This window comes from Streptomyces huiliensis (genome assembly GCF_020037025.1).
Lineage (GTDB): Bacteria > Actinomycetota > Actinomycetes > Streptomycetales > Streptomycetaceae > Streptomyces > Streptomyces huiliensis.
Genome location: NZ_JAIQLH010000016.1, coordinates 1 through 24,072 on the forward strand (window position 1 = coordinate 1; position 24,072 = coordinate 24,072).

Genomic DNA, 24,072 nt, shown 5'->3' on the forward strand with positions numbered 1-24,072 from the left:
ATCGCGGCGCCGAGCGGTCCACCCGCCCTGCCCGCGAGCGGCCCCGCCCCGGCCGGGAGTTCCGGCCGGAACTCCCGGCCGGGGCGGGGCCGCTCGCGGGCAGGGCGGGTGGACCGCTCGGCGCCGCGATGGCCTCGGAGATGGACCCGCCCACGTGTCTGCTCCCGTCGTCGCGCCTGGTCCGGCCGCCCTTTTTTCGCATTACGCGACAACGGGGAGCAAGCGCGACGTTTTACCCGGGAGTTCGGCCGTGCGGGCTTTCCGCCGGTCGGAGGCGTTGTGACGGCCCGGCCGGGGGCCGGGAAAACCACTCGAACAGGTGAGGCCGCAGGTCAGCCCGCGGCGGCGGCACCGTCGCCCTTCTCCACCTCAGCGGCGAGCCGCTCCAGGAAGGCGTCGTGGATCCGGGCCAGCCCCTTGGGCGCGAAGGCCCGCTCGAAGAAGCCGCCGATGCCGGTGGCGCCGGTCCAGGTGGTGCTGACGACGACCTTGGCCCGCCCCTCACCGGCGGGCGTGACGGTCCAGGTGTTCACCATCGTGGAGTTCCGGTCCTTCTCCACCAGCTGCCCGGAGGACGGCTCGGTGACCTCCAGCAGGCAGTCCCGGACGCGCTTGCTGGTGGCCTGGAGCTTCCAGTGCACCAGCGTGCCCTCGCCGTCGCCGCCCTCCCGGACCTCGTACTCGCTGTACTGCTCGGGCAGCAGCTTGGCACGGGTGCCGCTGTAGTCGGCGAGCGTGTCGAACACCTCCTCCGGGTCCGCCGCGATGATCCGCTCGGTGGTGGCCTCGACCTGGCCCATGACTTGCCCTCCGGGATGACGATATGTGCAGCAGCCCGCGTGCCCGCGGGTGCGGGCAAAGCCAATCACCATCGCCACACCCGCCCAAATCGGAGTGCGCTCGTTCCGCGTACATACCGACGTTTCCGTCTGCGGACGTCCCCGGCCCGCTAACGTGCGTTCATGGTGCGCATACGGAGAATGACCGACGCAGACGTGGACACCGTGGCGGAGATCCGGGTCGCCGGCTGGCGCGAGGCGTACCGGGGACTCGTCCCCGACGCGTACCTCGACGCCATGGACCCGACGGCGGACGCCGCCACCCACCGCGCACGCCGGGCGGCGGCCGAGTCCCCGGCGGTCGAGCTGGTCGCCGAGTCCCCCGCCGACGGCGTGACCGGCTGGGTCTGCCTCGGCCCCTGCCGCGACACCGACCTCCCGGCGCCCGCCGGCGAGCTCTACGCCCTCTACGTGCGCCCCGCGCTCATCGGCACCGGCGTGGGCCGCGCCCTGTGCGCCGCCGCCCTGGAGAGCGCGCGGGAGCGCGGCGACGCCCGCCTGGGCCTGTGGGTACTACGCGAGAACGCGCGCGCCCGCCGCTTCTACGCTCGGGCCGGCTTCGCGGCGGATGGCGCGGAGCGGGTGGATCCGGTGGACGGGGAGCCGCTGAGGGAGGTGCGGTATGTGCGGGGGTTGTGAGGGGGCACCCCGGTCCCGCCCCTTCGCCGTTTCCTGGGGCTGTGCCCCAGACCCCCTTTTCGCGGCTCCGCCGCTCGTCCTCAAACGCCGGACCGGCTGAAAGTGGGCGCTCAGGCACCATCCAGCCCGTCCGGCGTTTGAGGACAACCGCGCGAAGCGCGGTTTCAGGGGGTCTGGGGGCTTGCCCCCAGGAATCGGCGAAGTGGGGGTACCCCCTCTGGGGGAGGGACCGGGGCGCAGCCCGCCGCAGGCGGACCTCAGGCGCGGGGCACGTTGCGGGCCCGGACCGTCGGGAGGGGCCGCCCGTTGAGCCGGGCGAGCGCCACGACAGCCGCCGGCCGCAGCCGTTCGTGCTCCCGCGCGGCGACGAGAGTCGCCTCGGCCCGCCGATCACCAAGCAGCCCGAGCCCCTCGACACAAGCCCGGGCCACAGGCCAGCAGTGATCCCGAGCGGCAAGCAGCCGCTCCAGCGTGGAGAGAAGAGCGGGCACGGACTCGGGCGCCCGCAACTCGGTGAGCAGCCGCACGGGATGGACCGCGTAAGCGGTCCGCAGCGGATTGGTCGCGAGAGCGGCGGCGGCGCGGGCCGTCCGGGGATCGCGGAGCCGGGCGAGGACGTGGGCCGCGGTCGCGCACCGCACCGGTTCGCGGTAGTTGAGCAGGAGGACCAGGGTCTCGAAGGCCCGCCGGTCCCCCTGGACGCCGAGCGCGAAGGCGGCGATCTCCCGCGCCCAGAGCGGCTGTTCGGGAGCGACGAGCACCTCGGCGAGCTCATCCCGCGCGGCCCGCCCGTCCGTGCGCGCGAGGGCCAGCAGCCGTTCGTACGCCGTGAACTCGGCCGGGGAGACCAGTTCGGCCCGTACCCGCTTCAGCAGTACGCGGAATTCCTCTTCCATTCCCGCTCCTCCCCGAGTGGCCTGTACCACATACTAATTCGGGCCCCCGCCCCCTGGCGCTCGCGGTTACCGGTGAGTTAATCTCCCGGCACGAGCCGCACCCCGGCTCGGGCGGCCGGTGACGCGGCCGTCGTGGCGCCGGCCCCGCCGGTGCCGCCCGCCGGTTCGGCACTCCAGTACGGCACGGCCCCGGGACAGGGCCTGCCGGTCGCGCAACTCCTCCCCCGTGGACGCCCTTTACCCGCCCGCGGAAATCCTTAAGGCCGCCGCGCCCGCCGCAGGGACGCGTCGCGCCCGCGTACCCGGCAGCGTCGCCGGGACGCCCTCCGACCCGTTCCCCGCGCCCGGGAAACACCCACTGGAGTCCCGCCATGGACCGTCAGTCCCCTGCCTCCACCCCCGCCCCCCTGAGGTCCGTCGCCGTGGTCGGCCTCGGCACGATGGGTTCCGGCATCGCCGAGCTCCTCGTCCGGGCCGGCCGCGAGGTCGTCGGCATCGACGTCAGCGCCGAGGCGGCCGCCCGGACCGTCGAGGCCCTCACCGCCGCCACCGCCCGCGCCGTCGCGCGCGGCAGGCTCACCGAGGACGAACGCCGGTCCGCCCTGGCCCGGTTCCGCACCTCGGCCGACCTCGCCGACGCGGCCGGCGCCGACCTGGTCATCGAGGTCGTGCCCGAGGACTACGCGCTGAAGCACGAGGTCCTCACCGCCCTCGACCGCATCGTCGCGCCCACCGCCATCCTGGCCACCGGCACCAACGCCCTCTCCGTCACCCGGCTCGCCGCCGACTCCGCCCACCCCGAACGGGTGCTCGGCCTGCACTTCTTCAACCCCGCCCCGGCCATGAAGCTGGTCGAGGTGGTCTCCTCGGTGCTCACCGCGCCGAGCGCGGTCGCCGCCGTCACCGAGCTCGCCCGCGACCTGGGCAAGGAGCCCGTCCCGGTGGGCGACCGGCCCGGATTCGTCGCGGACGGGCTGCTGTTCGGCTACCTCAACCAGGCCGCCGCCATGTACGAGTCGCGGTACGCGTCCCGGGAGGACATCGACGCCGCGATGAAGCTGGGCTGCGGTCTGCCGATGGGGCCGCTGGCGCTCCTCGACCTGATCGGCGTCGACACCGCCAGGACCGTCCTGGAGGCCATGTACGCGGCCTCGCACGACCGGCTGCACGCCCCCGCCCCGATCCTCGGGCAGCTCGCCGCCGCCGGGCTGACCGGCCGCAAGGCGGGCCGCGGCTTCTACACGTACGCGGCGCCGGGCTCGTCGGAGACGGTCCCGGACACGGAGACGCCCGGCACCGCGGAAGGCGGGAAGACCGCCGGCCGCCCGGTGCGCTCCGTCGGCGTCGTCGGCTCCGGGACGATGGCGAGCGGCATCGCCGAGGTCTTCGCCCGGGCGGGCCTCCCGGTCGTGCTCGCCGCCCGCACGGCCGACAAGGCGGACGGCGCCCGCGCCCGGATCGCGGCGTCGCTGGCCCGCTCGGTCGACAAGGGCAGGATCACCGCCGGGCAGCGGGACGCGACCCTGGAACTGATCACTCCGGCCGGTTCCCTGGACGCCCTCGCCGACGTCGACCTGGCCGTCGAGGCCGTGGCCGAGGACCTCGCCGTCAAGCGGGAGCTGTTCGCCACCCTCGACAAGGTCTGCCGCCCCGGCGCCGTCCTCGCCACCACCACCTCCTCGCTGCCGGTGATCGCCTGCGCCCGGGCGACGTCCCGTCCCCAGGACGTCGTCGGCATGCACTTCTTCAACCCGGCACCCGCGATGAAGCTGGTGGAGGTGGTGCGGACGGTGCTGACGGCGGACGACGCCCACGCCACCGTCCGCGAGATCTGCGCGGCCGTCCGCAAGCACCCGGTGGACTGCGGCGACCGCGCCGGGTTCATCGTCAACGCGCTGCTGTTCCCGTACCTCAACAACGCGGTCAAGATGGTGCAGGAGCACTACGCCTCGCCGGACGACATCGACACCGCCATGAAGCTCGGCGGCGGCTATCCGATGGGCCCCTTCGAACTCCTCGACGTGGTCGGCCTGGACGTCTCGCTGGCCATCGAGCGCGTCCTGCACCGCGAGTTCCGCGACCCGGGCCTGGCGCCCGCGCCGCTGCTGGAGCACCTGGTCGCGGCGGGCTGCCTCGGACGCAAGACGGGGCGCGGCTTCCGCGAGTATGCGCGGGCCTGACGCCCCGGGCGGGCGGGACGCGGCGGCGGACCGGGGCACCGACCGGGACACTGGCCGGGGCGAGGGCTGGGGCGGCCTGCTGGAACCGGCCGGCGGTCCGTCCCCGCACGCCCGCGCGGGCGCGTGTTACGTTCCCCACATGTCCCAGCCCGCCAAGTCCGTCCGCTCCCCGCGCGGGACCGCCGCCCGGAGCTCCGAGGAGCCCGGACCGCCCGGCCCGCGCCCGTCGCCGTCCTCCCCCGCCGCCCCGGAGGCCACCGGCTCCGGTCGCGCCGCCGCCCAGCGCCTCACCATGCGGCGCAAACTCGCCGCCGCGGCCATGGAGTTGTTCGCCGCCAAGGGGTACGAGGCCACCACCGTCGACGAGATCGCGGCGGCGGCCGGCGTCGCCCGCCGGACCTTCTTCCGCCACTTCCGCTCCAAGGAAGAGGCCATCTTCCCCGACCACGACGACACCCTCGTCCGCGCGGCCGGGGTCCTCGACGCCGCCCCCGCGCACGAGAACCCGCTCGACACGGTGTGCCGCGGCATCAAGGAGGTCATGCGCATGTACGCGGCCTCCCCCTCCGTCTCCGTGGCCCGCTACCGCCTCACCCGCGAGGTCCCCACCCTCCGCGAGCGCGAGATCGCCTCGGTCGCCCGCTACGAACGCCTCTTCACCCGCTACCTCCTGGGCCACTTCGAGGAGGGCACCCACCACGACGACGACCCCCTCCTCGCCGAGGTCGCCGCCTCCGCCGTGGTCACCGCCCACAACCACGTCCTCCGCCGCTGGCTCCGCAGCGGCGGCGAGGGCGACGTCGAGGCCCAGCTCGACCACGCGTTCGCCATCGTCCGCGAGACCTTCGGCAAGGGCATCGGCGCGGGCCGCGCCCCCCTCCCGTCCGGCCCGGTGGCCACCGCGCAGACGGAGGGCGAGGTGCTGGTCGCGGTCGCGCGGACGGACGCGCCGCTGGGGGACGTGATGGCGGCGATCGAGAAGGTGCTCAAGAAGAGCTGAAGGTTCTCAAGAAGAGCTGAGAGGCGGGCGGGTGCCCCTCAGCGTGCCGGCCTCCCGCTTACGGGCACCCCTTCACGTGCGGGCCTCCCGCTTACGGGCACCCCTTCGCGAGTGGGGCACCCCCCAACTCCCCTGCCGGACACAGCACTACGCCGCGCGCACCGATTCGCCGCCCTCCGCCACCGGCAGGTCGCGCGGCGCGCGGCGGGCGATCACGGCGTGGGCCGCCTCCGCCGTCACCAGCCCGGCCGCGATCAGCACGGCGCCGACCGGGCCGAGCCAGTGCGCGCCGTACCACGCCATGCCGGCCTGCCCGACCAGGGGAGCGACCGAGACGCCGACGTAGACCGTTGCCGAGGCGAGGCCGGTGAGCAGGGGGGCCGCCGCCGGCATGGCGGAGATCAGCCGGTGGGTCTGCGGCGCCAGAAGTCCCCATCCGCACACGCCCCATACGAGGAGCGCCACGACGGTGGCGGGCAGGTTCGTGCTCGTCCAGGGCAGCAGGGCGAAGTCGGCCGCGGCCACGACGATGCAGGTGTTGATGACGCGACGACCGCCGACGCGGTCCGTCAGTCCTCCGGAGCCGAGCGTTCCGACGGTGGCGGCGAGGCCCCACACGAACAGCAGGGCCGCCAGCGTGGTGCCGCTGCCGCCGGTGGCGCGGTCGAGGCTCTCGCCGATGAACGAGTAGACGGTGTACAGGCCGGTGTAGACGAGAAGGCTCGTGAGCAGGGTCAGGCCGACGCGGCGGTCGGCGAGCGGGGCGACGCGGGTGCGCAGCGAGACCGCGGGCGGCGTGGGGACCGGGGGCAGGAGCAGGGCGGTTCCGACGGCGGCGAGCACGCCGAGGGCGGAGACGAACACCATGGTGGCCCGCCAGTTGCCGCTGACGCTGCCGATCACCGTGCCGAGGGGGGAGCCGAGCGCGGTCGCGGCGCTGAGGCCGGTCATGACGGTGGCGATGGCGCGGCCCCGGCGTTCCGGCGTCGCGAGCGCGGCGGCCGCCGCGACGGCGGCGGGGGTGACCATGGCGCCGCCGAGCCCGGCGAGCGCCCGCCCGGCCAGGGCCACGCCGAAGACGGGGACGAAGGCCGTCACGAGGTTGCCGGCGGTGAAGACGGTGAACCCGGTGAGGAAGAGCGCGCGGCGCGGCCGGCGCGTGGTGCAGGCGGCCATGACGGGGCCGAGGACGGCGTAGGTGAAGGCGTAGGCGCTGAGCAGCCATCCCGCGGTGCCGACGGAGACGCCGAGGGAGTCCGCCGCGTCCGGGAGGATGCCGGCGATGACGAAGCTGTCGGTGCCGATGGCGAACATGCCGGCGGCGAGGACGAGGAGTGACCGGTACACGGGGAGGGGACCTCCGAAGGTTGCTGTAACTGATTTGGTTACGACACAGGGCCGAAAGAAGGCCGGCCCACAAGGACCGGCCGTCCGCGACTTCCGCGCGGCGCACGCCGCTTGAACGCCAGGCTCAGGCCATCGTCTCCCGCAGCACGTCGGCCACGGTGACGGCCGACAGCTCCGCCTTCATCGACCGCTCCGCGCGGTCGTACGCCTCCCGCAGCACGGGCGGGATGCCGCGCCCGACGGGGCAGAGCTGGTTCGGCGGGGTGGAGTGCAGCGCGATGAGCGGTTCCGGCTCGACGGCCAGGTAGACGTCCGCCAGCGTGATCGTCTCCGGGGCGCGCGTCAGCCGCCAGCCCGCGCGCTGCCCGCGCTGCGAGTCCACCAGCCCCGCCGCACGCAGACTGCCGAGCGTGCGGCGGATGACGACGGGGTTGGTGTTGACGCTGTCGGCGATCTGGTCGGACGTCACGAGACCGTCCGGCCGCTTCGGGCAGACCAGCGCCATCCAGGCCAGCGCGTGCGCGGCCACGGTCGTACGACTGCTGACGCTCATGGAACTCCCGTCGTCCCGGGGCGGACGGCCGGTCGGCCCGCCCTGTCGCAACTGATTCTGTTACAACAGGGCCCCGGACGTCCAGCCCCACCGGACGTCCAGCCCCACCGGACGTCCAGCCCCACCGGACGTCCAGCCCCACCGGACGTCCGGTCTCACAGGACGTCCGGTCTCACAAAACGTCCGGTCTCACATGCACCTCAGTAGCCGATCGTGAACCGCCGCTGGACGAACCGCGGCAGCTCCGCCTCGTCCACCAGCGCGACGGCCGCGTCCTCCACCGAGATGCGGCTGCGCCCGTCCGCGTCCAGCACCGGCTGGTCGCCGCCGAGGCGGAACCTGCCCGTGCGCGGCCCGGGTGTGATGTCCTCGGCGGGACTGAAGTACGTCCAGAGCCGGTTGGACGTGCGCAGCACGTTCAGCGCGTCCCGGTGGCCGCGCACCGCCGCCGCGTAGGACCGGGGCAGCCCGAGCCGGTCGAGACTCTCGTTCAGGTGCTCGTCCGAGTCGGCGTGGACGAGGCCGGGCTCGACCTCCAGGCTGCCGGCTCCGCCGATCACGATCAGCCGGGTGCGGGGATGCCCCGCCAGGGCCTTGAGCAGCACCCGCGCGGCGGTCGCGAAGACCGACGGGTCGGCGACCGAACGCTCCACGGTGTCGCCGAAGTCGGCGGCGGCGTTGCCGGGCTGGTAGCCGCTGATCAGTACGTCCATGCCGGGCAGGACGGCGGCGACCCCCTCGGCGTCGAACACGTCGAGGCTCTTCCACACGACGCCCGCCCGCTCCTCGCCGCGGATCCGCGAGGCGTCGCGGGTGAACGCCGTGACCTCGTGCCCCCGTTCGGCGGCCTCGGTGACGACCCGGCTGCCGATGGTCCCGCTCGCTCCGATGACTCCGATGCGCATGACTCTCCCCTTGGTCGTGACGGCGACGACGCCACGCACGATGCGGACGCCGTGCAGAAACTATACGCCGTGAAGTTTGCACACAAGGCTCAGTTCCGAGGCGCTGTACGGTGGCGTCCGTGGAGAGCGAGACGGTGAGCGAGACGACGGGACGCGGGACGCCGGCAGGACGCAGCACGACGACGGGACGCGGGACGACGACGGGGCGCAGGACGACAGGGCGCCGCGAGCGCCTGCGCGCCGAGACGACGGCGGAAATCAAGAAGGTCGCCCTCGAACTGATGGCCTCCGGCGGCCCCGACGCCATCACCCTCCGGGCCATCGCCCGTGAGATGGGCATGACCGCCAACGCCATCTACGGCTACTTCGCCACCCGGGACGACCTGGTCACCGCACTCGTCCACGACGTCTACACCGCCCTGGCCGACGCCGTGGACGCCGCCTGGGAGGCGACCTCCGGCCAGGGCCCGGCCGACCGGATCCGGGCCTGGGCACACGCCTTCCGCGACTGGTCCCTGGCCAACCGGGAGGGTTTCCGCCTGATTTACGGCGACCCCGTTCCCGGCTACCGGGCGCCGGAAGGCGGCGCCGCACCGGAGGCCGCACGCCGGGTCTGCACCGGCCTCGCCGGCCTGGCGGACGCCGCCTGGCCGCAGGCCGCGCACCTCTACGCCGACAGCGAGTTCGACTGGCCCGACTTCGACGCGGGCCTGCTGGACAAGGTCCGCCCGGCCTTCCCGGACCTCCCACCCGCCGCCGTGGCCCTCGCCCTGCGCATCTGGGGGCACCTGCACGGCCTGGTGTCCCTGGAGGTCTACGGCCACCTGCGGACCCAGACGGTCAGCCCGGACAAGCTGTTCCGCGAGGAACTCGCCGCACAGCTACGGTCACTGGGCCTCGCGAGCGGCCGCTAGCGCCGCGACCGTGTACGTGCCGTCGGCGATCGGCACCACCCGATCCGCACCGCGCCGAGACGGGCGTCACTTCCCGCGTGCGCCGGGTTCCGCGCGGATGGATTCCTGGTAGACGTCCGCGTAGGTAGGCGAGCCCTCGACCAGCTCGTCGCAGAACGCGGCGACGTCGGTGCCGATGAGCTCCAGGACGCCCTTGCCCGCGGCGACGCCCTCCTCGAAGAAGTCGACGATCCCGGGGAGCAGGGGCCCGTCGGGCAGGCTGACCGGCCCGACCTTGAACAGGTACTTCTGCATCTCCTTGTAGACGATCCGGTAGTCCGGCGGGAGAGCCTTGACCCGGGCCGCGTGCGCCCGCCACCGCTTCTTGCCCTCGATGATGTCCTGGATGCTCACGTCAGCCTCCCAGCCTGCTCAGTTTCCTCGCGACGTTCCTGTTCAACTGCTCGCGCCACCGGTCGCGATGGGTCCGGGCCCCTTCCCCGCCGGCCAGCGCGGCGCAGAAGCCCCGGATGTCGTCGCCGAGCACCTCGTGGGCGCCCTGCCCGTCCGCCGCCGCCACTTCGAGCAGCCCCAGGGCCGCGTCGAGGATCGGCATCAGGTTGCGGCCTGTGAAGTCCCCGTGAGGGATGAGGTGGGCGGTGATCTGCCCCCACGCCGCCCGGTGGTCGTCCGGCAGGGCCTCGGCCCGGGCTTCGAACGCCTTCCATTCCCTGGTGAGATCGCTGCCGGTGACCTTCTCCCAGAAGTTCATCTCCCGCCCTCCCTGAGCCTGTCGATGCGTGATGAGACGTACTGCCACTTCGCCCAGAACTTCGCGAGTTCCTCGCGTCCGGCGTCGTTGAGCGCGTAGAACTTCCGCGGCGGACCGACCTCCGACGGCCGCTTCGCCACCTGGACGAGCCCGTTCCTCTCCAGCCGAAGCAAGATGGTGTACACCGTCCCCTCGATGACGTCGCTGAAGCCGAGTTCGTTCAGCCGGCGGGTGATGGCGTACCCGTAGGTCTCCTCGTTGCCGATGATCTCCAGCACGCACCCTTCGAGCGTGCCCTTCAACATCTCCGTCAGGTCGTCCATCGCGGGTGCTCCTCAGCCCTGAGCCAGTACTACGTGCTACCGAGTACCGCTATAACGTACCACCGAGTACTGGAGGACGGCGATACCGATCGGGGATCCGGGCGTCGCGCTGGCGGCCCACGGCGACAGACAAGTTCCGGCCGAACAGCCGGGGCGGCGGCTCAGTGGGTGACGCTGTCGGGGATCTTGCAATGTGTTTCCAGACTCGGAAGCAGGCGGTTGACGATCCGCGCTCTTGGTCGGGTGATCCCTGGAAGGCCGGCCGACAGACAGATGCCACCCGGTACATCCGTGACGCGGCCGAGTCCGTGAGGCGTTCATCGCCGCCGGCTGGGGTGTGACAGTCCGGCACGCCGGCGGCCTTGAGGCAGGGGAAGGCGCTACGGCCCGGATCCCGATCCTCGTCGAGCCGGAAACCGAGTCGGGGACGTATGCCGGTTCGGTGTCGGTGAGCAGTCCTGATGACCGGAACCCGGGCAACAACCGACAGCCGTTCGAGTTCGCCGTCGTCGAATCGGTCCAAGGGAGCTGATCACGATTCTCCTCCCGTTGCGGCGGCGGGAGGAGAGACAGCGTTCTCGTCCTGGCCGCGTACCCCCGTCGCACCGCCCACGGCCGTGCCGCTCTCCGCGCCGTCGTCAACGCCCGGCCCCCGCAGGGTCAGCCCTGGAGGAGGGCCCCGGCCTCTGCGGCGGGGCGGCCGGTGCTGGTCGGGTCGGCGGTCGTGTCGTCGCGAGGAGACGGGACGCGCGGTGATGGATGTGCGGCGGGGACCGCGGCCTCTTGCGCCTTCACCGGCGCGGTCCCGGCCGCGTGGCCCCACTCTTCCGTGCCCAGCCCAACCTGCTCCTGCGGCGCCTGACGTGCGATTTGGATCATCCAGTTCCATTCCGAGCGCGTACTTGAAATCGGTTCGGCAGCGGACGGCGCGCGGAGACCGTCCGCCGCCTGAACCTCTGAGCTCTCACTCTCCAAGATCCCCGACAGCGTCACGTTGTCAGGCTTCGCGGACGAAAGTGGCGCAGTCCGGACAGTCGTCGAGATACCGGTGCCGGCACTCGACGGTGTGCCGCAGGAAGGTGATCGCCTCCTGCCTCTGGAGGACTTCGCCTTCAAGTGCGGCGATCTTCGCCAGCACGACCGCCTGCGCCGCCGACTTCTTCGGCGCCATGGCGGCGGTGACCTCGGGCAACGACAGCCCGACGCGCCGCAGCTTCAGCACCGTGCGCGCCTGCTCCACGGCGTCCTCGTCGTAGACGCGGTAGCCGTTGCCATCACGACGCACGGTGAGCGCCCCGACATCTTCCCAGTGCCGCAACACATGCGCCTCGATCCCGAGTTCCGCCGCCACTTCTCCGATCGTCCTCACCACGCGCGCCTTGCCTTCATGTCGACCTGAACCCTTAGCGTCCCGATCATGCCTGACACCACCACGGCCCCCACGGGCTCCCCTCGCCCTCCGTCGATCCTGGTCACCGGCGCCACCGGCAACCTCGGCCGCGAGGTCGTCGACCGCCTCCACGCACACGGCGCGCGCGTACGATGCCTCGCGCGCGGCCAGGCCGGTCCTCGCCCCGGAGTCGAGTGGGCGGTCGGCGACCTCACGGACCCCGCCGCCGTGCGCGCGGCGCTCGTGGGCATCGACGCCGTCTTCCTGATCTGGCCGCTCCTCGACGCCGCCCCCGCCCACGGCCTGATCGCGGAACTCGTCGCGGCGGCGCCCCGCGTCGTCTACCTGTCCTCGACGGCCATCGCCGACGAGGCCGCCCGCCAGAGCGATCCCATCGTCCAGGTGCACGCGGACATGGAAGCCCTGCTGCGCGACGCCGGTCTGCGCCCCACGGTGCTGCGCAGCGACACCCTGGCGTCCAACGCCCGCGGTTGGGCGTCCCAGTTGAAGGCGGGCGACGTGATATCGGGCCCGGACGTCGCGCGCACGGCCGTCGTCGACGAGCGCGACGTCGCCGATGCCGTCGTGGCGGCCCTGCTCGCACACCCCGACCGACTCGATCGCGAACCGTACGTGCTGACCGGACCCGAGGTACTGAGCCGTGCCGGCCAGGTCGTCCTCCTCGGCACCGCCCTCGGGCGCCGACTGCGCTTCCAGGCGGTCACCGCCGAGCTCGCACGGTCGCGCATGCTCGCGGACGGACGTTCCGAGCGGCTGGTCGAAGCGCTGATCGCCGCCTCACTGCGGCGTCCGGAGTCCCATCGCACCACCGACCACGTCGAGCGCCTCACCGGCCGACCGGCCGGCACCTTCGCGAGGTGGGCGATCGACCACGCGGCCGAGTTCAGCTGAGCGTACGCACCGCGAGGTCGTCACCCGGGCTCACGGGAAGGGACCGGCCGTTGTCCGTGTCAGTGAGCGCGATGCACACGGCCGGCCGGGCCTGGACGAATGCCCGGCCGTGGGCAGCCGCCGGTGCCGCGACAGCGCTTCTTGCCCCTTTGACCCCGCCGGGCCGGCCCTCATCAGCCCACCGAGGCGATGATGCAACCGCTCTTCCCTTCGGCGCCGCTCACGCTGCGCCCATACACGGTGTAATTGGCACCGGCACCGCCGATTCCCGCCGACGGACAGGCACTCGGCAGCGCGATGCCGGGGCGGCCCGGCTTGCCGTGCAGCTCACCGGACTGCCTGACAGCCCCGCTCTGCCCGGGTACGACCGTGCACGAACCCAGGCCCTGGCCCGTGCCACCGGCGCCCGCCGCACCGGTCTCCCCCTTTTTGTCTCCCACAGCACGCGTGCCACCGCCTCCCCCTTGTCCTCCGAAGGCGCTGAGGTCGAGCTTGCGGTCGAAGTTCGAGGACACGAAGGACCGTGAACCCGGCTTACCCGGGTTGCCGTCGCTGTAGTCGCCGCCCTTGGGTGTGCCGCCCGCTCCACCCCCGCCCACGAACAGGCTCAACGTCTCGTTCGAGAGGGTGTAGTACGTGCACGTCAGCGCGCCGCCGCCACCGCCGCTCCCGCCGCCCCCGCCCGTGATGGGCATGGTGACACCGGCCGAACCGCTCGCCCCTCCCCCGCCTCCCCCGCCGATGATCGTGAGCTCGACCTTGGTTCCGAACCGGGTGTAAATCGAGTACGAACCGGGGGTGTTGAACACCTTCAACTGGGCCGCCGAGGCGGGCGGGGCGGCGAACTGGCCGGACATCACGACGGCGAACGCCGCCCCCACAGCGGCGAGTCGACGCACACCTGGAAGAGGAGTCATGCGCCAAGCCAAGCAGCCTGCCCCGACTCGGACGGCTTCCGGGACGGCAATCCATCCGAAGGTGTGCTTCAGGCGACGACAGCAGCGCCTGACGCTTCGTCAGGTGAGATGCGGGCCGGGGGCATCCCCGGGCGCGACGGCCGCTCCCCGTCCCCGGCCCGGCCCCCAGTGCGCCACGTACAGGTGCAGCCCTCTGGCGGCCATCACGCGCTCCCCCTCGGCCCGGTCGCCGGTACGCAGTGCGTGGACGAACTCGCCCTTCGAACGGACGCACTCCGGGCACCCCGCACCCTGCCCACCGTTCACCGTCACCACCTGCGCCCCTCCCGGTTGAGCTCGCTCACGCGGGCACGGAGTCTGTCGGTGGCGGTGGCGCGGCGGTAGCACGCGGGCCGCCAGGTCCGCCCGCCGCCGAGGGGACGGAGGGTGATCTGCCGGGTGGCCTGGTCCCATCCGACGACGACGCCGAACCGGTCGAGTTCGGTGTCGAGGATGAGTTCGAGCGGTTGAGGAACCCAGTCGTCAACCACGATGCACCTCGTCCCCGTGCCGCAGCCCCTCCCGCCGCAGCAACTCCACGCGCTTCCAGTCGCCGGCCCGCTCGGCGGCGTACCGCGCTTCGCCGCGCCCCGACCCCGAAGGACATGTGCGTCACGCGGCACCCCTCACGCGATACGCCGACTCGATCATTTGTGCGCCTCCCTGCCGTCCACAGAGCGCAACTTCACGCCCCACCAGCAGAGTTGCGCGGGTCACACCGGGCACGCAACACTTCGTGTCGTGTCAGTGACTCACTGACACGACACGTGATCATGGTTGGAGGGGGCATGTCCGCCCGCAACGCCGCCAGCGTCGCCCCGGGAGGGCGTCGCGCGTTCGGTCAACTGCTCGCGCACTACCGGCGGCAGGCTGGAGAGACACAGGAATCACTGGCCCCGCAGATCCTCTGCGAGCGGTCGGTGCTGAGCCGGATCGAGACCGGCGACAGGGTACCGAGCGAACCGCTGGTGAAGAGATGCGACAAGACGCTGAAGACCGGCGGTGCGCTGCACAAGTTGTGGCGGGAGACCGACTGGTATCCCGATCAGGCGTATCCGGACTGGTTTCAGCGACGACTGAACCTTGAGGCCAAGGCAGTATCTGTCAGCGCGTTTCAGGAGCAGGTCATGCCTGGACTGCTACAGAGCGAGGAGTACGTACACGCGCTGTTCTCCACCGACCCGGACCCGGCGAGAAGGGAACAGCGCATCCGGACTCGTTTGGCCAGACAAGAGCGGTTCCTTCGTCCGGACGGTCCGCTTCTCATCGCCGTCGTGGACGAGAGTGCCTTGCGCAACGTGGTCGGGTCCCCGCAAGTGATGGCGGCGCAGTGCCGGTTCCTGCTGGACGTCGGCAAACTCCCCAACATCCGCATTCAGGTAGCACCGGCGAGTGACAGCAAACTCATGCGTCCCCGAACGTCGATGACCATCCTAAAACTCCCCGACGGAGAGGAATGGGTGTACTACGAATCGCTGGACCGGGGTCACTTCAGCGATGATCCGGCAGTCGTCGCCCGCCACGCCCAGAGCTACGATGTCCTCAGGGCTGACTGCCTGTCGGCAAGCGATTCCGCTGCTTTTATCGAAGATGCGCTGGAAGAGTACGGGAGGGATCGTGAAAGTCAGTACAAGCGTCGCATGCTGGGTGAAGAGCAGCCACAGCCACCCCGACGGCACCAACTGCGTGGAAATCGGCCTAGGTACCCCCGACTCCACCCCCGTCCGGGACAGTAAAAGGCCGGACGGCCCCGTCCTGCGGTTCTCCGCCGCCGCGTTCTCGGGGTTCATATCCTCCCTCAAGGAAAAATGAGTACCGATATGGATGCATGGGTCAAGAGCAGCTACAGCGGCCGGGACGGCACAGACTGCGTCGAATGGGCGCCCGCGTCCGGAGCATCCGGCGCGATCCCCGTCCGCGACAGCAAGCGCCCCACCGGCCCCATGCTGCGCATCCCCGCGAACGCCTTCGCGAGCCTGGTGACCGCCATCAAGAATGACACTCTCAACGCCTAGGCTGAGCAGAGAAGTCGACAAAAGGAGCCCCGTCCGCCGCGACAGCGGACGGGGCTCCCCCATGCCTCAGGGAGGACGACCATGGACCTCAGCTCAGTGATGATCGCCGTAGCCGGCGTGGCAGGCACCCTGGGAGGATCCCTCCTCACCCAGCGCCGCGCCGAACGCGCGAGACGCCGGGAAATACGGTTCGTGCGCGAGCACGACGAAGCTCGCGAGAACCTCGCGCTCCGCCGCACGAGCTACGCGGAACTCAACAGGGACGCCCGCCAGTTCACGACCGCGCTCAACCGCCACCTCCACGTACTCCGCGAGCGCGGAACAGCGACCGACGCCGACAAGACCGCCCTGGACGAGGCCAAGGCCGCCTTCCGGGACCGTTATTCCGAGGCGCAGATGGTCGCTCCCGAGGGGGTGCTCAGCCACGCTGGCGCCGCCAACCACGCGCTGAGCCATGTCTACCGCCAGGTGAAGCGCCTGGAACGCGGCGAACCCGAACCGGGCGAGACGCTCGACTCCGTGTCCCGCGACCAGCACGACATCTGGGACCTGCTCGGCACCATGCGCACCGCGATGCGCCGCGACCTCGGCATCGCGGGAGGCGACTGAGCCTGAAGCAGGACCGCACCCGCGATGGGACGTCGTGACGAGAGCGCGGCGGTCTCCCCTCCCCGCGAGGGTTGTGCTGGACTGTCCGGACACCATCCGTACGCGACGAACGGGGTGAAGACGATGCCTCTTGAGGGCGAGTACGAGCCGAGTCCGGCGCAGTGGATCCGCGAGCAGGTCGAACTGTACGAGAGCTCGGGCGGCACACAGGGCACGACGCTCTGGGACACGGGCCTGCCGGTCGTCATCGTCACGATGCGCGGCGCGAAGAGCGGCAAGCTCCGCAAGGTGCCGCTGATGCGCGTGGAGCACGAGGGGCGGTACGCGGCGGTGGCGTCGAAGGGCGGCTTCCCGCGCCACCCGGTCTGGTACTTCAACCTCAAGGCCGACCCGCGGGTGGAGCTCCAGGACGGCGCCGAACGCCGAACCATGGTGGCCCGTGAGCTCTCCGGAGACGAGAAGGCCCGGTGGTGGGAGCGCGCGGTCGCCGCGTACCCGCCGTACGCCGAGTACCAGGAGAAGGCCGGCCGCGTGATCCCGGTCTTCGTACTCGAACCCGAGCCTCCGGCCGGACCGGCGAACCCCCCGGCCCCGACGGAGAACTGAACTTCGCCCCCCCAATTAGGGGGTGTCCGGCGGATCATGCAGCGCCCCGTAAAGTGGAGGTTTGCGATCCCCGGCCTGGGGGCGAGTGGGCGGCCTACGCTGGGCTCGTGTCCGAGGGCGCGGGGCGGGCCGGGGAGAGGGTCTGCCGGGCGTGTGGTGAGCGGCTGCGGCCGGGGGTCCGGCCGGAGGCGGTGTTCTGTTCGTCGTCGTGTCGCTCCAGGCAGTGGCGGGCGGAGCGGCGGCTGCGGAAGCGGCCGGCGGCAGTGCGGGACGGCGCCGGCGAGGCGGTGTGCCCGGTGTGCAGGGGCCGGTGGATCGCGGGTGTGGACCGGTGGTCGTCGGCGGTGTACTGCTCGCACCCGGAGATCACGATCGTCTGGGCCGACTCCGCCTACGCGGGCAAGCTCGTCACCTGGGCGAAGAGACATCTGAACCTGACGATCAAGATGGTCTCCCGGCCGCGGTACGCCTCCGGGTTCGTGACCCTGCCCCGCCGCTGGGTCGTCGAGAGGAGCCTGGCCTGGATCATCAGTGTGCTCGCCGCCCACATGATCAAGGTTTCGGAGTGCTGGACGAGCCGCTCGTAGTCGGGCGCGTGGTGGCGGGCGTGCATCAGGGGCGCCATAGTCGCTCACGCGGCGGACATACAGCAGCCCATAGCTCACCAGCTGCGGACGCCCGTCGCCGAGCGTCCGACGGCGGGAGTCGTTCCAGGACTTCGCCAGGCGCAGCAGCCGCTCGGCATGCGCCGTCAATCGAGGCTTCAACGCCGTCACCTCCTCGACGCTCGGCGCGACCCCACCCGGACGGACGCCCAGAGCCGCCGCCACCGTCGACCGCACACTCCAAGATCCCCGACAGCGTCACGCACGACCGAGAAGGACCGGCGTCCCGGCCGCGCCGCGGCCGGGACACCAAGCACATCGACCGGTCGGCTTACACGTACTCGAGCAGCCAGCCGACGGGGGCGTTGTCGACCATGTCGCCGGCGCTCTTCTTCACGCGCCCGATGCTGACCTTCTGGGTTCCGGCGGGGAGTTTCTCGGCGAGCCGGGCGTTGCCGGCGATGATGTCCCAGTTCTTGACGACGGTCCACGTCGTGCCGTTGTGCAGGGCCACCCGCAGCCGTACGTCGGCCCAGTCGGAGCCGAAGCTGAGGTAGCCGTCCCCCCCAGACCGTACTGTTGCCCTGGTTGGGGTTCGGGACGGCCAGGACGATGCCGTACTTGTAGTGGATGAGCCCCCCCGACTCGTTGACCATGAAACCATGGGGGACCTCACCGGTCTGGAAGTGGGACTGGGTGGCCACCGGCACTCCTTGTCTGTCCGGCGAGCGGGTCCGAACGGCACCGCAGCAGCCGGACGGTCAGACGCTGCGCCCGCGATCAGCGCTCTCTCACTATGCGGCTGGACGCACACCCCTGGAGCGCCTTGTGATATTCAGGACGAATGTATGGCCAGTAACCGATGAGCGATTTTATGTGCGAATCATTGAGGTTCTTCGAGTCGGCCACTGATCGGGTGACAGGCAAGGACGCGTAACGGACAAGGCTCCCGGACGGTTGAGCGAGAGATCTCACGTCTCAACTCGATCGCCAGGGAGCCTTGTTGGTCACCTATCCTGCCGCACTGGACCTTCCGCATGCCCTCGTGGAATGGGTCACGATACTCATCGTCACCCGCGAGGGTGACCGCCGGTGCAAACTGCCAGCCTCTCAGCGGGCCCTGATCACACTCGTCTACCTGCGCAAGCACGACACCCTCGCCCAGATCGCCGCCGGGTTCCGGATCAGCGAGAGCACCGCCCACGCCTATGTACACAGCGGGATCACACACCTGTCCTCCCGCGCTCCCTCACTCACCCGCGCACTGCGACAAGCCCGCCCCGAGTACGTCCTCGTCGACGGCACTCTCGCCGAGTGCGATCGCGTGGGCAACGGCCAGGACGACTGTTCAGGCAAGCACCGCAAGCACGGCGTGAACATCCAGGCGGTCACCGGCCCGGCCGGTGAGCGCGTCTGGTACTCGCCCGCCCTGCCGGGACGGACCGCGGACATCACTGTCGCCCGCACCCACCACATCGTCACCATCTGTGAACATCTGAAGATCCCCGCTCTCGCGGACAAGGCGTACCAGGGTGCCGGCGGAACGTTCGCCACACCCGTCAAAAAACACCGAAGCCGTGACCTCACCGTCAAAGAGAAGTCCGTCAACCGGGCACATGCCCGACTCCGCTCGCCCGTCGAACGGGCCTTCGCACGACTCAAAGCCTGGCGGATCTTCCGCAAAGCTCACGTCAGCCCCAACAAGCTCACGTCAATCGTCAAGGCCATCATCACTCTGGAGAAGCAACGCTGAAGAAGCTCATTCACTCTGGAGTGACACCTCACGGTCGCCGGCCCCAGGCCCTCTTCGCGGCAAGCCCCGCAGCACGACAGCGGCAGGTTTCACGAGGGTTGAGAAACAGGCTCAGCTGAGAGGGGCGGGGAACTGGGCGATCGGCCACCGACGAGGGGGCTGACGAGGCATGCCTGGCGCCGCATCGGCCCGGAACCCGGGAGAAGACGACCGGCGTTAACCTGACGCCATGACCAGCACCATGCGTTCCCTGTTCCTCGACGCGGCCCGGGCCGCCGCCGGCCTGATCGCCGATCCGAAGGTGGCCGCGGCCTGGGACGAGCCCGGCGCCCTTCCGAAGATGACGGTCGGCGGCATCGCCGAGCACCTGGCATTCCAGTTCCTGGCGGTGCCGGGGGTCGTCGCCGAACCGGTCGAGGGCCGCCAGGAGCTGGATGTTCACGACTATTACGCCCAGATCTCCTGGATCGGCGAGGACGTCGACAGCGAGTTCAACACCGGTATACGCGACAACGCCGAGCGGCACAGCGCCGAGGGCCCGACCGAGCTGGTGGCGCGCACCACCGCCACACTGACGGAGCTGGCGGCCGACCTGCCGTCCGTTCCCGACCACCAGGTGCGGATGGGCCACTGGCCGGAGGCCATCTCGACGAGCGTCGACACCTTTCTCCGCACCCGTCTGCTGGAGTTGCTGATCCACAGCGACGACCTGGCGGCGAGCGTCGGCCTGGACACGCCGGCGGTCCCGGCGGCGGCCACCGAGTCCGTGGTGGACGTGCTGACCCGCATCGCCATCCGCCGCCACGGTCCCGTCGCGGTCCTCCGCGGCCTGTCCCGGGTGGAGCGCGCCCCGGAGGCGGTCAACGCACTCTAGGTTCTCTCCTGCGAACCATGTGATCTTCTACCCGGTCGCTCGTTGGTTCGATCGCGGGTCGGGGCGCCACGGTTCATGGAAAACCGTCTACGAACGGCATCGGCGCTGGTCGGCGGACGGGACGTGGGACAGGATTCTGCCGGCCGTCCAAGCCGATGCCGACGCCGATGCCGACGCCGAGGGCCCGGGCCATGTGAGCGGCGACAAAGCGTACTCATCGCGCCTTAACCGGCGTTACCTGCGGCGTCGACAGATCAAGCACACTATTCCCGAGCGCCGGGACCAGCGGGCCCATCGTCGACGCCGCGGCGGCAATGGCGGCCGGCCCGCTGGATTCGATCCGGCGCTCTATGCCCGGAGGAACGAAGTCGAGCGACTGATCAGCCGGTTGAAGATCTCACGGGCCGTAGCGAAGCGCTTCGCCAAGAGGGCGTATGTCTTTCACGGCACCCGTGACCGTCGCTCACGCAAGCTGGGGCATGGGCATGCCTCCAGGCGTCTTCTTCGCGCGAAGCCGGATGTCACGGCCGTGGGTGGGTCGCCTGATCTATCCCATCGGCCACGCCCTGTCGGCAACCTGGCCGGTACGGCTCTGCCCCTCCTTGTCACCCGAGGAGGGGCAGAGGCCGCGTCGGTGAGCTACAGGGGCCTGATGTTGGCGGCCTGCAGGCCCTTGGGGCCTACCTTGACCTCGAACTCCACCTTCTGGTTTTCCTGCCGGGTCTTGAAGCCGTCCGTGCGGATCTCGCTGAAGTGGGCGAAGAGCTCGTCACCGCCACCCTCCGGGGTGATGAAGCCGAACCCCTTCTCCCCGTTGAACCACAACACAGTGCCGGTGGCAATGTCCCTCCCAAGGGTGTCAACGCGCCGCAAGGCCGGACGGCCCCACAGCGTAAATGGTCATGCCATTCCGGGCGTGGAGCCGGAACCCTCACCCTTCAGGCCCGCTTGAACCAGCTCTTCATCCGCAAAATTCACCTCGCCGGGGCGAAGGCGGCTGCCGCCCTCTGGCTCCCCTGCTGACGCCGAGCCAGCGGGGGGAGACGCCCCGCAGAGGTCGAGACCCCAGACCGGATCCGGGTCCCTCGGCCGCCGGACGGGCGACCCCGGGGCCGAAGGACCGGCGGGCCGACCGGCGGCGCAGAGACCGGGAGGGCGGCAGGGCCGCCGGCTTCGACCGCGCCCGCTACGGGCGCCGCGGCGAAGCCGAGCGGACGATCAACCGACTCAAGAACTCCCGCGCAGCCACGACCCGTTACGACAAGCGGGCTCACGTCTTCCATGGCACCGTCACCGCCGCAGCGATCCGGCTCCGGCTCCGCCAGTGATCCGCCGAACAGAAGCCAGGACGCGGTCTCAGAGAAGGACGCGGTCTCAGAGAAGGCGTTTCAAGGTCAGTGCGTGCATCACTTCCACCAGGCCGACCGCGATCAGCCAGATGCCGGTGAACACGGCGAGTGTGGTGATCGCGGAGAGTGGCCAGGCGATGACGATGCCACCGCCGACGATTGCCAGCACGCCGAGGAAGATGCCCCAGCCGTTGGCCAGTTCGGCGCTGGTCACCGCCGTCGCGATGCCGTACATCAGCAGGCCGATGCCGATCCACAGACTCAGCAGCAGCACGGAACCGCGCAGGGTATTCCGGAAGCAGAACAGACCGAGCATGATCGACAACGCGCCGGCGACGAGGTAGAGGACACGCATGCTGGTGGAGACGAACGCACCGAACGCTGTGACGATCTCCATGACGCCGCTGAGGACGAGGAAGATACCGAACAGCACGCCTACCGCCATGAGTGTCTTGTCCGGCCAGGCCAGCGTCAGCACGCCGACCGCGAGGGCGGCCACGCCCAGCAGCAGTAGGGACACCCACGCCGCTTTGCCGAGTCTCTGCAGGTCGCGAGTGATACGTGTGGCATCAGAAGCAGTCATAAGTGCATATTCAGCCTTTATGCCCCTTCATGCATCCGCGAGGGCAGCATTCCCCCCGAACGGCCGTTCCGAGTGGTCGGCGCCGACGGCGCCGATGACAATGCCGCCCCGGCACGCGACCGGACGGCCCGCCCCGGACGTCAGGCGTCGCGGGACGCCCACACCTCGGCGTACGGGCCTCGGTCCACCCCGTCGACCACGAAGCCCGCACCGGCCACCGCGGCGGCGAACTCGTCACCGGCCGGCGAACTCGTCACCGGCCGGCGGCCAGAGTGAAAAGGATCGCGCTCACACGCTCGCGGCCCTGGCCGCCGCCATCTCCTCCGCCACCTCCTCCGCTTCCTCCTCCGTCGCCACCGACGGCGGCGAGCCCTCCAGCGGCCGCCCGGCCGTCTCCTTCATGCAGGCGACCGCGGCCACGCCGACGAGGGCCGCCCCCGCGGCGTACCAGGCGGGGGCCAGGTCGCTGCCGGTGGCGTGGATCAGGCCGGTGGTGATGAGCGGGGTGGTGCCGCCGAAGAGGGAGGTGGAGACGTTGTAGCCGATGGAGAGGGAGCCGTAGCGGACGCGGGTGGGGAAGAGTGCGGGGAGCGCGGCCGACATCGTGCCGAGGAGGCAGACGAGGGGCAGGCCCAGCAGGAGCATGCCGCCGAGGACGGCGACGACGCCGCCCTGCCCGATCAGCAGGAACGCGGGCACGGACAGGACGACGAACCCGCCCATGCCCGCCATGAGCAGCGGTTTCCGCCCCGCCCGGTCGCTGAGCCGCCCCACGAGGGTGATGACGCACATCAGCAGCAGCATCGTCACGATCAGGATGACGATGCCGTGCGCCTCGTCGTAGCCGAGCCGGTCGGTGAGGTAGGTGGGCAGGTAGGAGAGGAGCATGTAGTCGGTGATGCCGTAGGCGCCGGCCAGGACGACGCACAGGGTCAGCCGGCGCCACTGCGTACGGAAGATCTCCCGCGGCCCGGGCGCCTCCGCCTCCTGCCGGGTCCGGCTCGCGGAGTCCTCGGCCAGCTTCCGGAAGGCCGGCGTCTCCTCCAGCCGCAGCCGCAGGTACAGGCCGACGAGGCCGAGCGGCCCGGCGACGAGGAAGGGGACCCGCCACCCCCACTCCCGCATCCCGTCGCCGCCGAGCCAGGTGCTCATGACGGTGACGAGGCCGGCGGCGCCGACGTAGCCGGCGAGGGTGCCGAATTCGAGGAAACTGCCGTAGTAGCCGCGGCGTTTGTCGGGCGCGTACTCGGCGATGAAGGTGGACGCGCCGCCGTACTCGCCGCCGGTGGAGAACCCCTGGAGCATCCGGAAGCCGATCAGCAGGACCGGGGCCCAGAAGCCGATGACCGCGTACGACGGGATCAGTCCGATGGCGAAGGTGCCGGCGGCCATCAGGACCATGGTCAGCGCCAGCACCCGTTTGCGGCCGACGCGGTCGCCGAGCGGCCCGAAGAACAGCCCGCCGAGCGGCCGGACGAGGAAGGCGACGGCGAAGGTCGCCAGGGACGACAGCAGCCGTACGACACCGTCGCCGGACGGGAAGAACACGTCGCCGATGACGACGGCCAGGTAGCTGTAGACGCCGAAGTCGAACCACTCCATGGCGTTGCCGAGCGCCGCCGCCTTCACCGCGCGTCTGACCAGCCGCTCGTCGGTGACCGTGATGTCCGTGACGTCCGCGCGTCCCGGCCGTGCCGCGCGGCGGCGCTCGGCGGCCCGGTGGAGCGCCGCGTGCCGGCCGGCGCCGGGCGGCATGTCGCCGTCGCCACCTGCGCTGTCGCTGCCGTCGCGCCGGATCGCGGCGCTGCTGCCTCTGGGCAAGACGCGGTTCCTTCCCTGCGGATCGCGGGCCCGGCCGGCGTGTCCGGTGGCGGGCCCCGTGTGCGCGGCTCGCCTTCACACCGGGCACGGTCGTGAAACGGCCACCGGCCGTTTCGCGACGCAGATCACGTTTCTCGGCGAGTTCGGGCGCCGCTCCTCGCGGACGTCCTGCCGTCCCGGCCGGGCGGCTCTCCGGCGACGGACGGAACCGAGGGCGGCCTGGTGCCTGATCACCTGCTTGCCCATTACCGA

The 24,072-nt window shown here is 71.1% G+C and carries 28 protein-coding genes and 3 pseudogenes; 15 read left to right on the forward strand and 16 right to left on the reverse strand.

Annotated features, from left to right (window positions below; all coding sequences use genetic code 11):
* Positions 1-332: 332 nt before the first annotated feature.
* Positions 333-800: an SRPBCC family protein gene (locus JNW98_RS03945; RefSeq protein WP_223766645.1), complete on the reverse strand. Its 468-nt coding sequence runs from the start codon at positions 798-800 to the stop codon at positions 333-335.
* A gap of 180 nt (positions 801-980) precedes the next feature.
* Between JNW98_RS03945 and JNW98_RS03950 the strand changes: the two genes are divergently transcribed.
* The gene (locus JNW98_RS03950; RefSeq protein ID WP_223766646.1) at positions 981-1,478 is read left to right on the forward strand and encodes a GNAT family N-acetyltransferase; all 498 of its coding nucleotides are present in this window, start codon (positions 981-983) and stop codon (positions 1,476-1,478) included.
* A 257-nt stretch (positions 1,479-1,735) separates the two neighbouring features.
* Here JNW98_RS03950 and JNW98_RS03955 read toward each other — a convergent pair whose 3' ends face one another.
* Positions 1,736-2,374 (reverse strand): HEAT repeat domain-containing protein, encoded by a 639-nt coding sequence (locus tag JNW98_RS03955; protein WP_223766647.1) that lies wholly within the window; start codon positions 2,372-2,374, stop codon positions 1,736-1,738.
* Between the two features lie 371 nt (positions 2,375-2,745).
* Here JNW98_RS03955 and JNW98_RS03960 point away from each other — a divergent pair, with 371 nt between their 5' ends.
* The gene (locus tag JNW98_RS03960) at positions 2,746-4,554 is read left to right on the forward strand and encodes a 3-hydroxyacyl-CoA dehydrogenase family protein (protein WP_223766648.1); all 1,809 of its coding nucleotides are present in this window, start codon (positions 2,746-2,748) and stop codon (positions 4,552-4,554) included.
* A gap of 139 nt (positions 4,555-4,693) precedes the next feature.
* The gene (locus JNW98_RS03965; protein WP_223766649.1) at positions 4,694-5,554 is read left to right on the forward strand and encodes a TetR family transcriptional regulator; all 861 of its coding nucleotides are present in this window, start codon (positions 4,694-4,696) and stop codon (positions 5,552-5,554) included.
* Between the two features lie 147 nt (positions 5,555-5,701).
* Here JNW98_RS03965 and JNW98_RS03970 read toward each other — a convergent pair whose 3' ends face one another.
* The 3 genes from JNW98_RS03970 to JNW98_RS03980 all read right to left on the reverse strand — a co-directional run bounded on the left by JNW98_RS03970 (position 5,702) and on the right by JNW98_RS03980 (position 8,359).
* A complete protein-coding gene (locus tag JNW98_RS03970) occupies positions 5,702-6,901 on the reverse strand; it encodes an MFS transporter (protein ID WP_308015468.1) in 1,200 nt (399 codons plus the stop codon).
* A gap of 124 nt (positions 6,902-7,025) precedes the next feature.
* Entirely contained in the window at positions 7,026-7,454 is a 429-nt protein-coding gene (locus tag JNW98_RS03975) for an Rrf2 family transcriptional regulator (protein WP_223766650.1), read from the reverse strand.
* Positions 7,455-7,654: 200 nt separating this feature from the next.
* A complete protein-coding gene (locus JNW98_RS03980) occupies positions 7,655-8,359 on the reverse strand; it encodes an NAD(P)-dependent oxidoreductase (RefSeq protein WP_223766651.1) in 705 nt (234 codons plus the stop codon).
* A 119-nt stretch (positions 8,360-8,478) separates the two neighbouring features.
* Here JNW98_RS03980 and JNW98_RS03985 point away from each other — a divergent pair, with 119 nt between their 5' ends.
* Positions 8,479-9,273: a TetR/AcrR family transcriptional regulator gene (locus JNW98_RS03985; RefSeq protein ID WP_223766652.1), complete on the forward strand. Its 795-nt coding sequence runs from the start codon at positions 8,479-8,481 to the stop codon at positions 9,271-9,273.
* 66 nt (positions 9,274-9,339) lie between these two features.
* Here JNW98_RS03985 and JNW98_RS03990 read toward each other — a convergent pair whose 3' ends face one another.
* The 4 genes from JNW98_RS03990 to JNW98_RS36480 form a co-directional block, all read right to left on the reverse strand.
* Positions 9,340-9,666, reverse strand: a complete 327-nt coding sequence (locus JNW98_RS03990; RefSeq protein ID WP_223766653.1) for a DUF1048 domain-containing protein — start codon at positions 9,664-9,666, stop codon at positions 9,340-9,342.
* A gap of 1 nt (position 9,667) precedes the next feature.
* Positions 9,668-10,024 carry a DUF1048 domain-containing protein gene (locus JNW98_RS03995; protein WP_223766654.1) on the reverse strand — a complete coding sequence of 119 codons (357 nt, stop codon included), beginning with the start codon at positions 10,022-10,024 and terminating at the stop codon, positions 9,668-9,670.
* On the reverse strand, positions 10,021-10,347 hold the full coding sequence (locus JNW98_RS04000; RefSeq protein ID WP_223766655.1) for a PadR family transcriptional regulator: 327 nt from the start codon (positions 10,345-10,347) through the stop codon (positions 10,021-10,023). The genes JNW98_RS03995 and JNW98_RS04000 overlap by 4 nt, the downstream gene beginning before the upstream one ends.
* A gap of 997 nt (positions 10,348-11,344) precedes the next feature.
* A complete protein-coding gene (locus JNW98_RS36480) occupies positions 11,345-11,698 on the reverse strand; it encodes a MerR family transcriptional regulator (protein WP_308015469.1) in 354 nt (117 codons plus the stop codon).
* 66 nt (positions 11,699-11,764) lie between these two features.
* On the opposite strand from JNW98_RS36480, the gene JNW98_RS04010 reads away from it, so the two are divergent.
* Positions 11,765-12,649 (forward strand): NAD(P)H-binding protein, encoded by an 885-nt coding sequence (locus JNW98_RS04010; protein ID WP_223766657.1) that lies wholly within the window; start codon positions 11,765-11,767, stop codon positions 12,647-12,649.
* A gap of 173 nt (positions 12,650-12,822) precedes the next feature.
* Here JNW98_RS04010 and JNW98_RS04015 read toward each other — a convergent pair whose 3' ends face one another.
* From JNW98_RS04015 to JNW98_RS04025, 3 genes are all read right to left on the reverse strand, one after another.
* Positions 12,823-13,566, reverse strand: a complete 744-nt coding sequence (locus JNW98_RS04015) for a glycine-rich domain-containing protein (protein ID WP_223766658.1) — start codon at positions 13,564-13,566, stop codon at positions 12,823-12,825.
* Between the two features lie 99 nt (positions 13,567-13,665).
* A complete protein-coding gene (locus JNW98_RS04020; RefSeq protein WP_223766659.1) occupies positions 13,666-13,872 on the reverse strand; it encodes a hypothetical protein in 207 nt (68 codons plus the stop codon).
* A gap of 2 nt (positions 13,873-13,874) precedes the next feature.
* Entirely contained in the window at positions 13,875-14,096 is a 222-nt protein-coding gene (locus tag JNW98_RS04025; RefSeq protein WP_223766660.1) for a hypothetical protein, read from the reverse strand.
* A 297-nt stretch (positions 14,097-14,393) separates the two neighbouring features.
* Between JNW98_RS04025 and JNW98_RS04030 the strand changes: the two genes are divergently transcribed.
* From JNW98_RS04030 to JNW98_RS04055, 6 genes and pseudogenes are all read left to right on the forward strand, one after another.
* Positions 14,394-15,341 carry a helix-turn-helix domain-containing protein gene (locus JNW98_RS04030; protein ID WP_223766661.1) on the forward strand — a complete coding sequence of 316 codons (948 nt, stop codon included), beginning with the start codon at positions 14,394-14,396 and terminating at the stop codon, positions 15,339-15,341.
* Complete coding sequence (locus tag JNW98_RS04035; protein WP_308015471.1) at positions 15,292-15,417, forward strand: DUF397 domain-containing protein; 126 nt, start codon at positions 15,292-15,294, stop codon at positions 15,415-15,417. The genes JNW98_RS04030 and JNW98_RS04035 overlap by 50 nt, the downstream gene beginning before the upstream one ends.
* Positions 15,418-15,425: 8 nt before the next feature.
* Complete coding sequence (locus JNW98_RS04040; protein ID WP_223766662.1) at positions 15,426-15,620, forward strand: DUF397 domain-containing protein; 195 nt, start codon at positions 15,426-15,428, stop codon at positions 15,618-15,620.
* A gap of 81 nt (positions 15,621-15,701) precedes the next feature.
* Positions 15,702-16,229 (forward strand): hypothetical protein, encoded by a 528-nt coding sequence (locus JNW98_RS04045; RefSeq protein WP_223766663.1) that lies wholly within the window; start codon positions 15,702-15,704, stop codon positions 16,227-16,229.
* 123 nt (positions 16,230-16,352) lie between these two features.
* The gene (locus JNW98_RS04050) at positions 16,353-16,835 is read left to right on the forward strand and encodes a nitroreductase family deazaflavin-dependent oxidoreductase (protein WP_223766664.1); all 483 of its coding nucleotides are present in this window, start codon (positions 16,353-16,355) and stop codon (positions 16,833-16,835) included.
* A gap of 353 nt (positions 16,836-17,188) precedes the next feature.
* Positions 17,189-17,368 (forward strand): annotated as a pseudogene (locus JNW98_RS04055) (transposase); the annotation flags it as partial.
* A gap of 403 nt (positions 17,369-17,771) precedes the next feature.
* On the opposite strand, the gene JNW98_RS04060 reads toward JNW98_RS04055, so the two are convergent.
* On the reverse strand, positions 17,772-17,954 hold the full coding sequence (locus JNW98_RS04060) for a hypothetical protein (protein WP_223766665.1): 183 nt from the start codon (positions 17,952-17,954) through the stop codon (positions 17,772-17,774).
* Positions 17,955-18,443: 489 nt separating this feature from the next.
* Between JNW98_RS04060 and JNW98_RS04065 the strand changes: the two genes are divergently transcribed.
* The 3 genes and pseudogenes from JNW98_RS04065 to JNW98_RS04075 form a co-directional block, all read left to right on the forward strand.
* Entirely contained in the window at positions 18,444-19,193 is a 750-nt protein-coding gene (locus tag JNW98_RS04065) for a transposase family protein (RefSeq protein WP_223766666.1), read from the forward strand.
* Positions 19,194-19,422: 229 nt separating this feature from the next.
* Positions 19,423-20,067 (forward strand): maleylpyruvate isomerase N-terminal domain-containing protein, encoded by a 645-nt coding sequence (locus JNW98_RS04070; RefSeq protein ID WP_223766667.1) that lies wholly within the window; start codon positions 19,423-19,425, stop codon positions 20,065-20,067.
* A 64-nt stretch (positions 20,068-20,131) separates the two neighbouring features.
* A pseudogene (locus JNW98_RS04075) lies at positions 20,132-20,518 on the forward strand (transposase family protein); the annotation flags it as partial.
* A gap of 188 nt (positions 20,519-20,706) precedes the next feature.
* Here JNW98_RS04075 and JNW98_RS04080 read toward each other — a convergent pair.
* The gene (locus tag JNW98_RS04080; protein ID WP_223766693.1) at positions 20,707-20,910 is read right to left on the reverse strand and encodes a cold-shock protein; all 204 of its coding nucleotides are present in this window, start codon (positions 20,908-20,910) and stop codon (positions 20,707-20,709) included.
* Between JNW98_RS04080 and JNW98_RS36805 the strand changes: the two are divergent.
* Positions 20,890-21,395 (forward strand): annotated as a pseudogene (locus JNW98_RS36805) (transposase family protein); the annotation flags it as partial. The gene JNW98_RS04080 and the pseudogene JNW98_RS36805 sit on opposite strands and share 21 nt — an antisense overlap.
* A 46-nt stretch (positions 21,396-21,441) precedes the next feature.
* Here the strand turns inward: JNW98_RS36805 and JNW98_RS04090 are convergent.
* Positions 21,442-21,936, reverse strand: coding sequence for an HdeD family acid-resistance protein (locus JNW98_RS04090; protein WP_223766668.1), 495 nt, complete (start codon positions 21,934-21,936; stop codon positions 21,442-21,444).
* Between the two features lie 351 nt (positions 21,937-22,287).
* Positions 22,288-23,754, reverse strand: a complete 1,467-nt coding sequence (locus JNW98_RS04095) for an MFS transporter (protein ID WP_223766694.1) — start codon at positions 23,752-23,754, stop codon at positions 22,288-22,290.
* Positions 23,755-24,072 lie beyond the last annotated feature (318 nt).

Excerpts from the sequence above, each read along its gene's own strand:
- JNW98_RS03945 (WP_223766645.1), bottom strand. The coding sequence starts at position 800 with ATGGGCCAGGTCGAGGCCACCACCGAGCGGATCATCGCGGCGGACCCG.
- JNW98_RS04030 (WP_223766661.1), top strand. The coding sequence starts at position 14,394 with ATGTCCGCCCGCAACGCCGCCAGCGTCGCCCCGGGAGGGCGTCGCGCG.
- JNW98_RS03975 (WP_223766650.1), bottom strand. The coding sequence starts at position 7,454 with ATGAGCGTCAGCAGTCGTACGACCGTGGCCGCGCACGCGCTGGCCTGG.
- JNW98_RS04095 (WP_223766694.1), bottom strand. The coding sequence starts at position 23,754 with ATGCCGCCCGGCGCCGGCCGGCACGCGGCGCTCCACCGGGCCGCCGAG.
- JNW98_RS04010 (WP_223766657.1), top strand. The coding sequence starts at position 11,765 with ATGCCTGACACCACCACGGCCCCCACGGGCTCCCCTCGCCCTCCGTCG.
- JNW98_RS04070 (WP_223766667.1), top strand. The coding sequence starts at position 19,423 with ATGACCAGCACCATGCGTTCCCTGTTCCTCGACGCGGCCCGGGCCGCC.
- JNW98_RS03980 (WP_223766651.1), bottom strand. The coding sequence starts at position 8,359 with ATGCGCATCGGAGTCATCGGAGCGAGCGGGACCATCGGCAGCCGGGTC.
- JNW98_RS03995 (WP_223766654.1), bottom strand. The coding sequence starts at position 10,024 with ATGAACTTCTGGGAGAAGGTCACCGGCAGCGATCTCACCAGGGAATGG.
- JNW98_RS04040 (WP_223766662.1), top strand. The coding sequence starts at position 15,426 with ATGGATGCATGGGTCAAGAGCAGCTACAGCGGCCGGGACGGCACAGAC.
- JNW98_RS04045 (WP_223766663.1), top strand. The coding sequence starts at position 15,702 with ATGGACCTCAGCTCAGTGATGATCGCCGTAGCCGGCGTGGCAGGCACC.
- JNW98_RS04050 (WP_223766664.1), top strand. The coding sequence starts at position 16,353 with ATGCCTCTTGAGGGCGAGTACGAGCCGAGTCCGGCGCAGTGGATCCGC.
- JNW98_RS03955 (WP_223766647.1), bottom strand. The coding sequence starts at position 2,374 with ATGGAAGAGGAATTCCGCGTACTGCTGAAGCGGGTACGGGCCGAACTG.
- JNW98_RS03960 (WP_223766648.1), top strand. The coding sequence starts at position 2,746 with ATGGACCGTCAGTCCCCTGCCTCCACCCCCGCCCCCCTGAGGTCCGTC.
- JNW98_RS03950 (WP_223766646.1), top strand. The coding sequence starts at position 981 with ATGACCGACGCAGACGTGGACACCGTGGCGGAGATCCGGGTCGCCGGC.
- JNW98_RS04015 (WP_223766658.1), bottom strand. The coding sequence starts at position 13,566 with ATGACTCCTCTTCCAGGTGTGCGTCGACTCGCCGCTGTGGGGGCGGCG.
- JNW98_RS03965 (WP_223766649.1), top strand. The coding sequence starts at position 4,694 with ATGTCCCAGCCCGCCAAGTCCGTCCGCTCCCCGCGCGGGACCGCCGCC.
- JNW98_RS04000 (WP_223766655.1), bottom strand. The coding sequence starts at position 10,347 with ATGGACGACCTGACGGAGATGTTGAAGGGCACGCTCGAAGGGTGCGTG.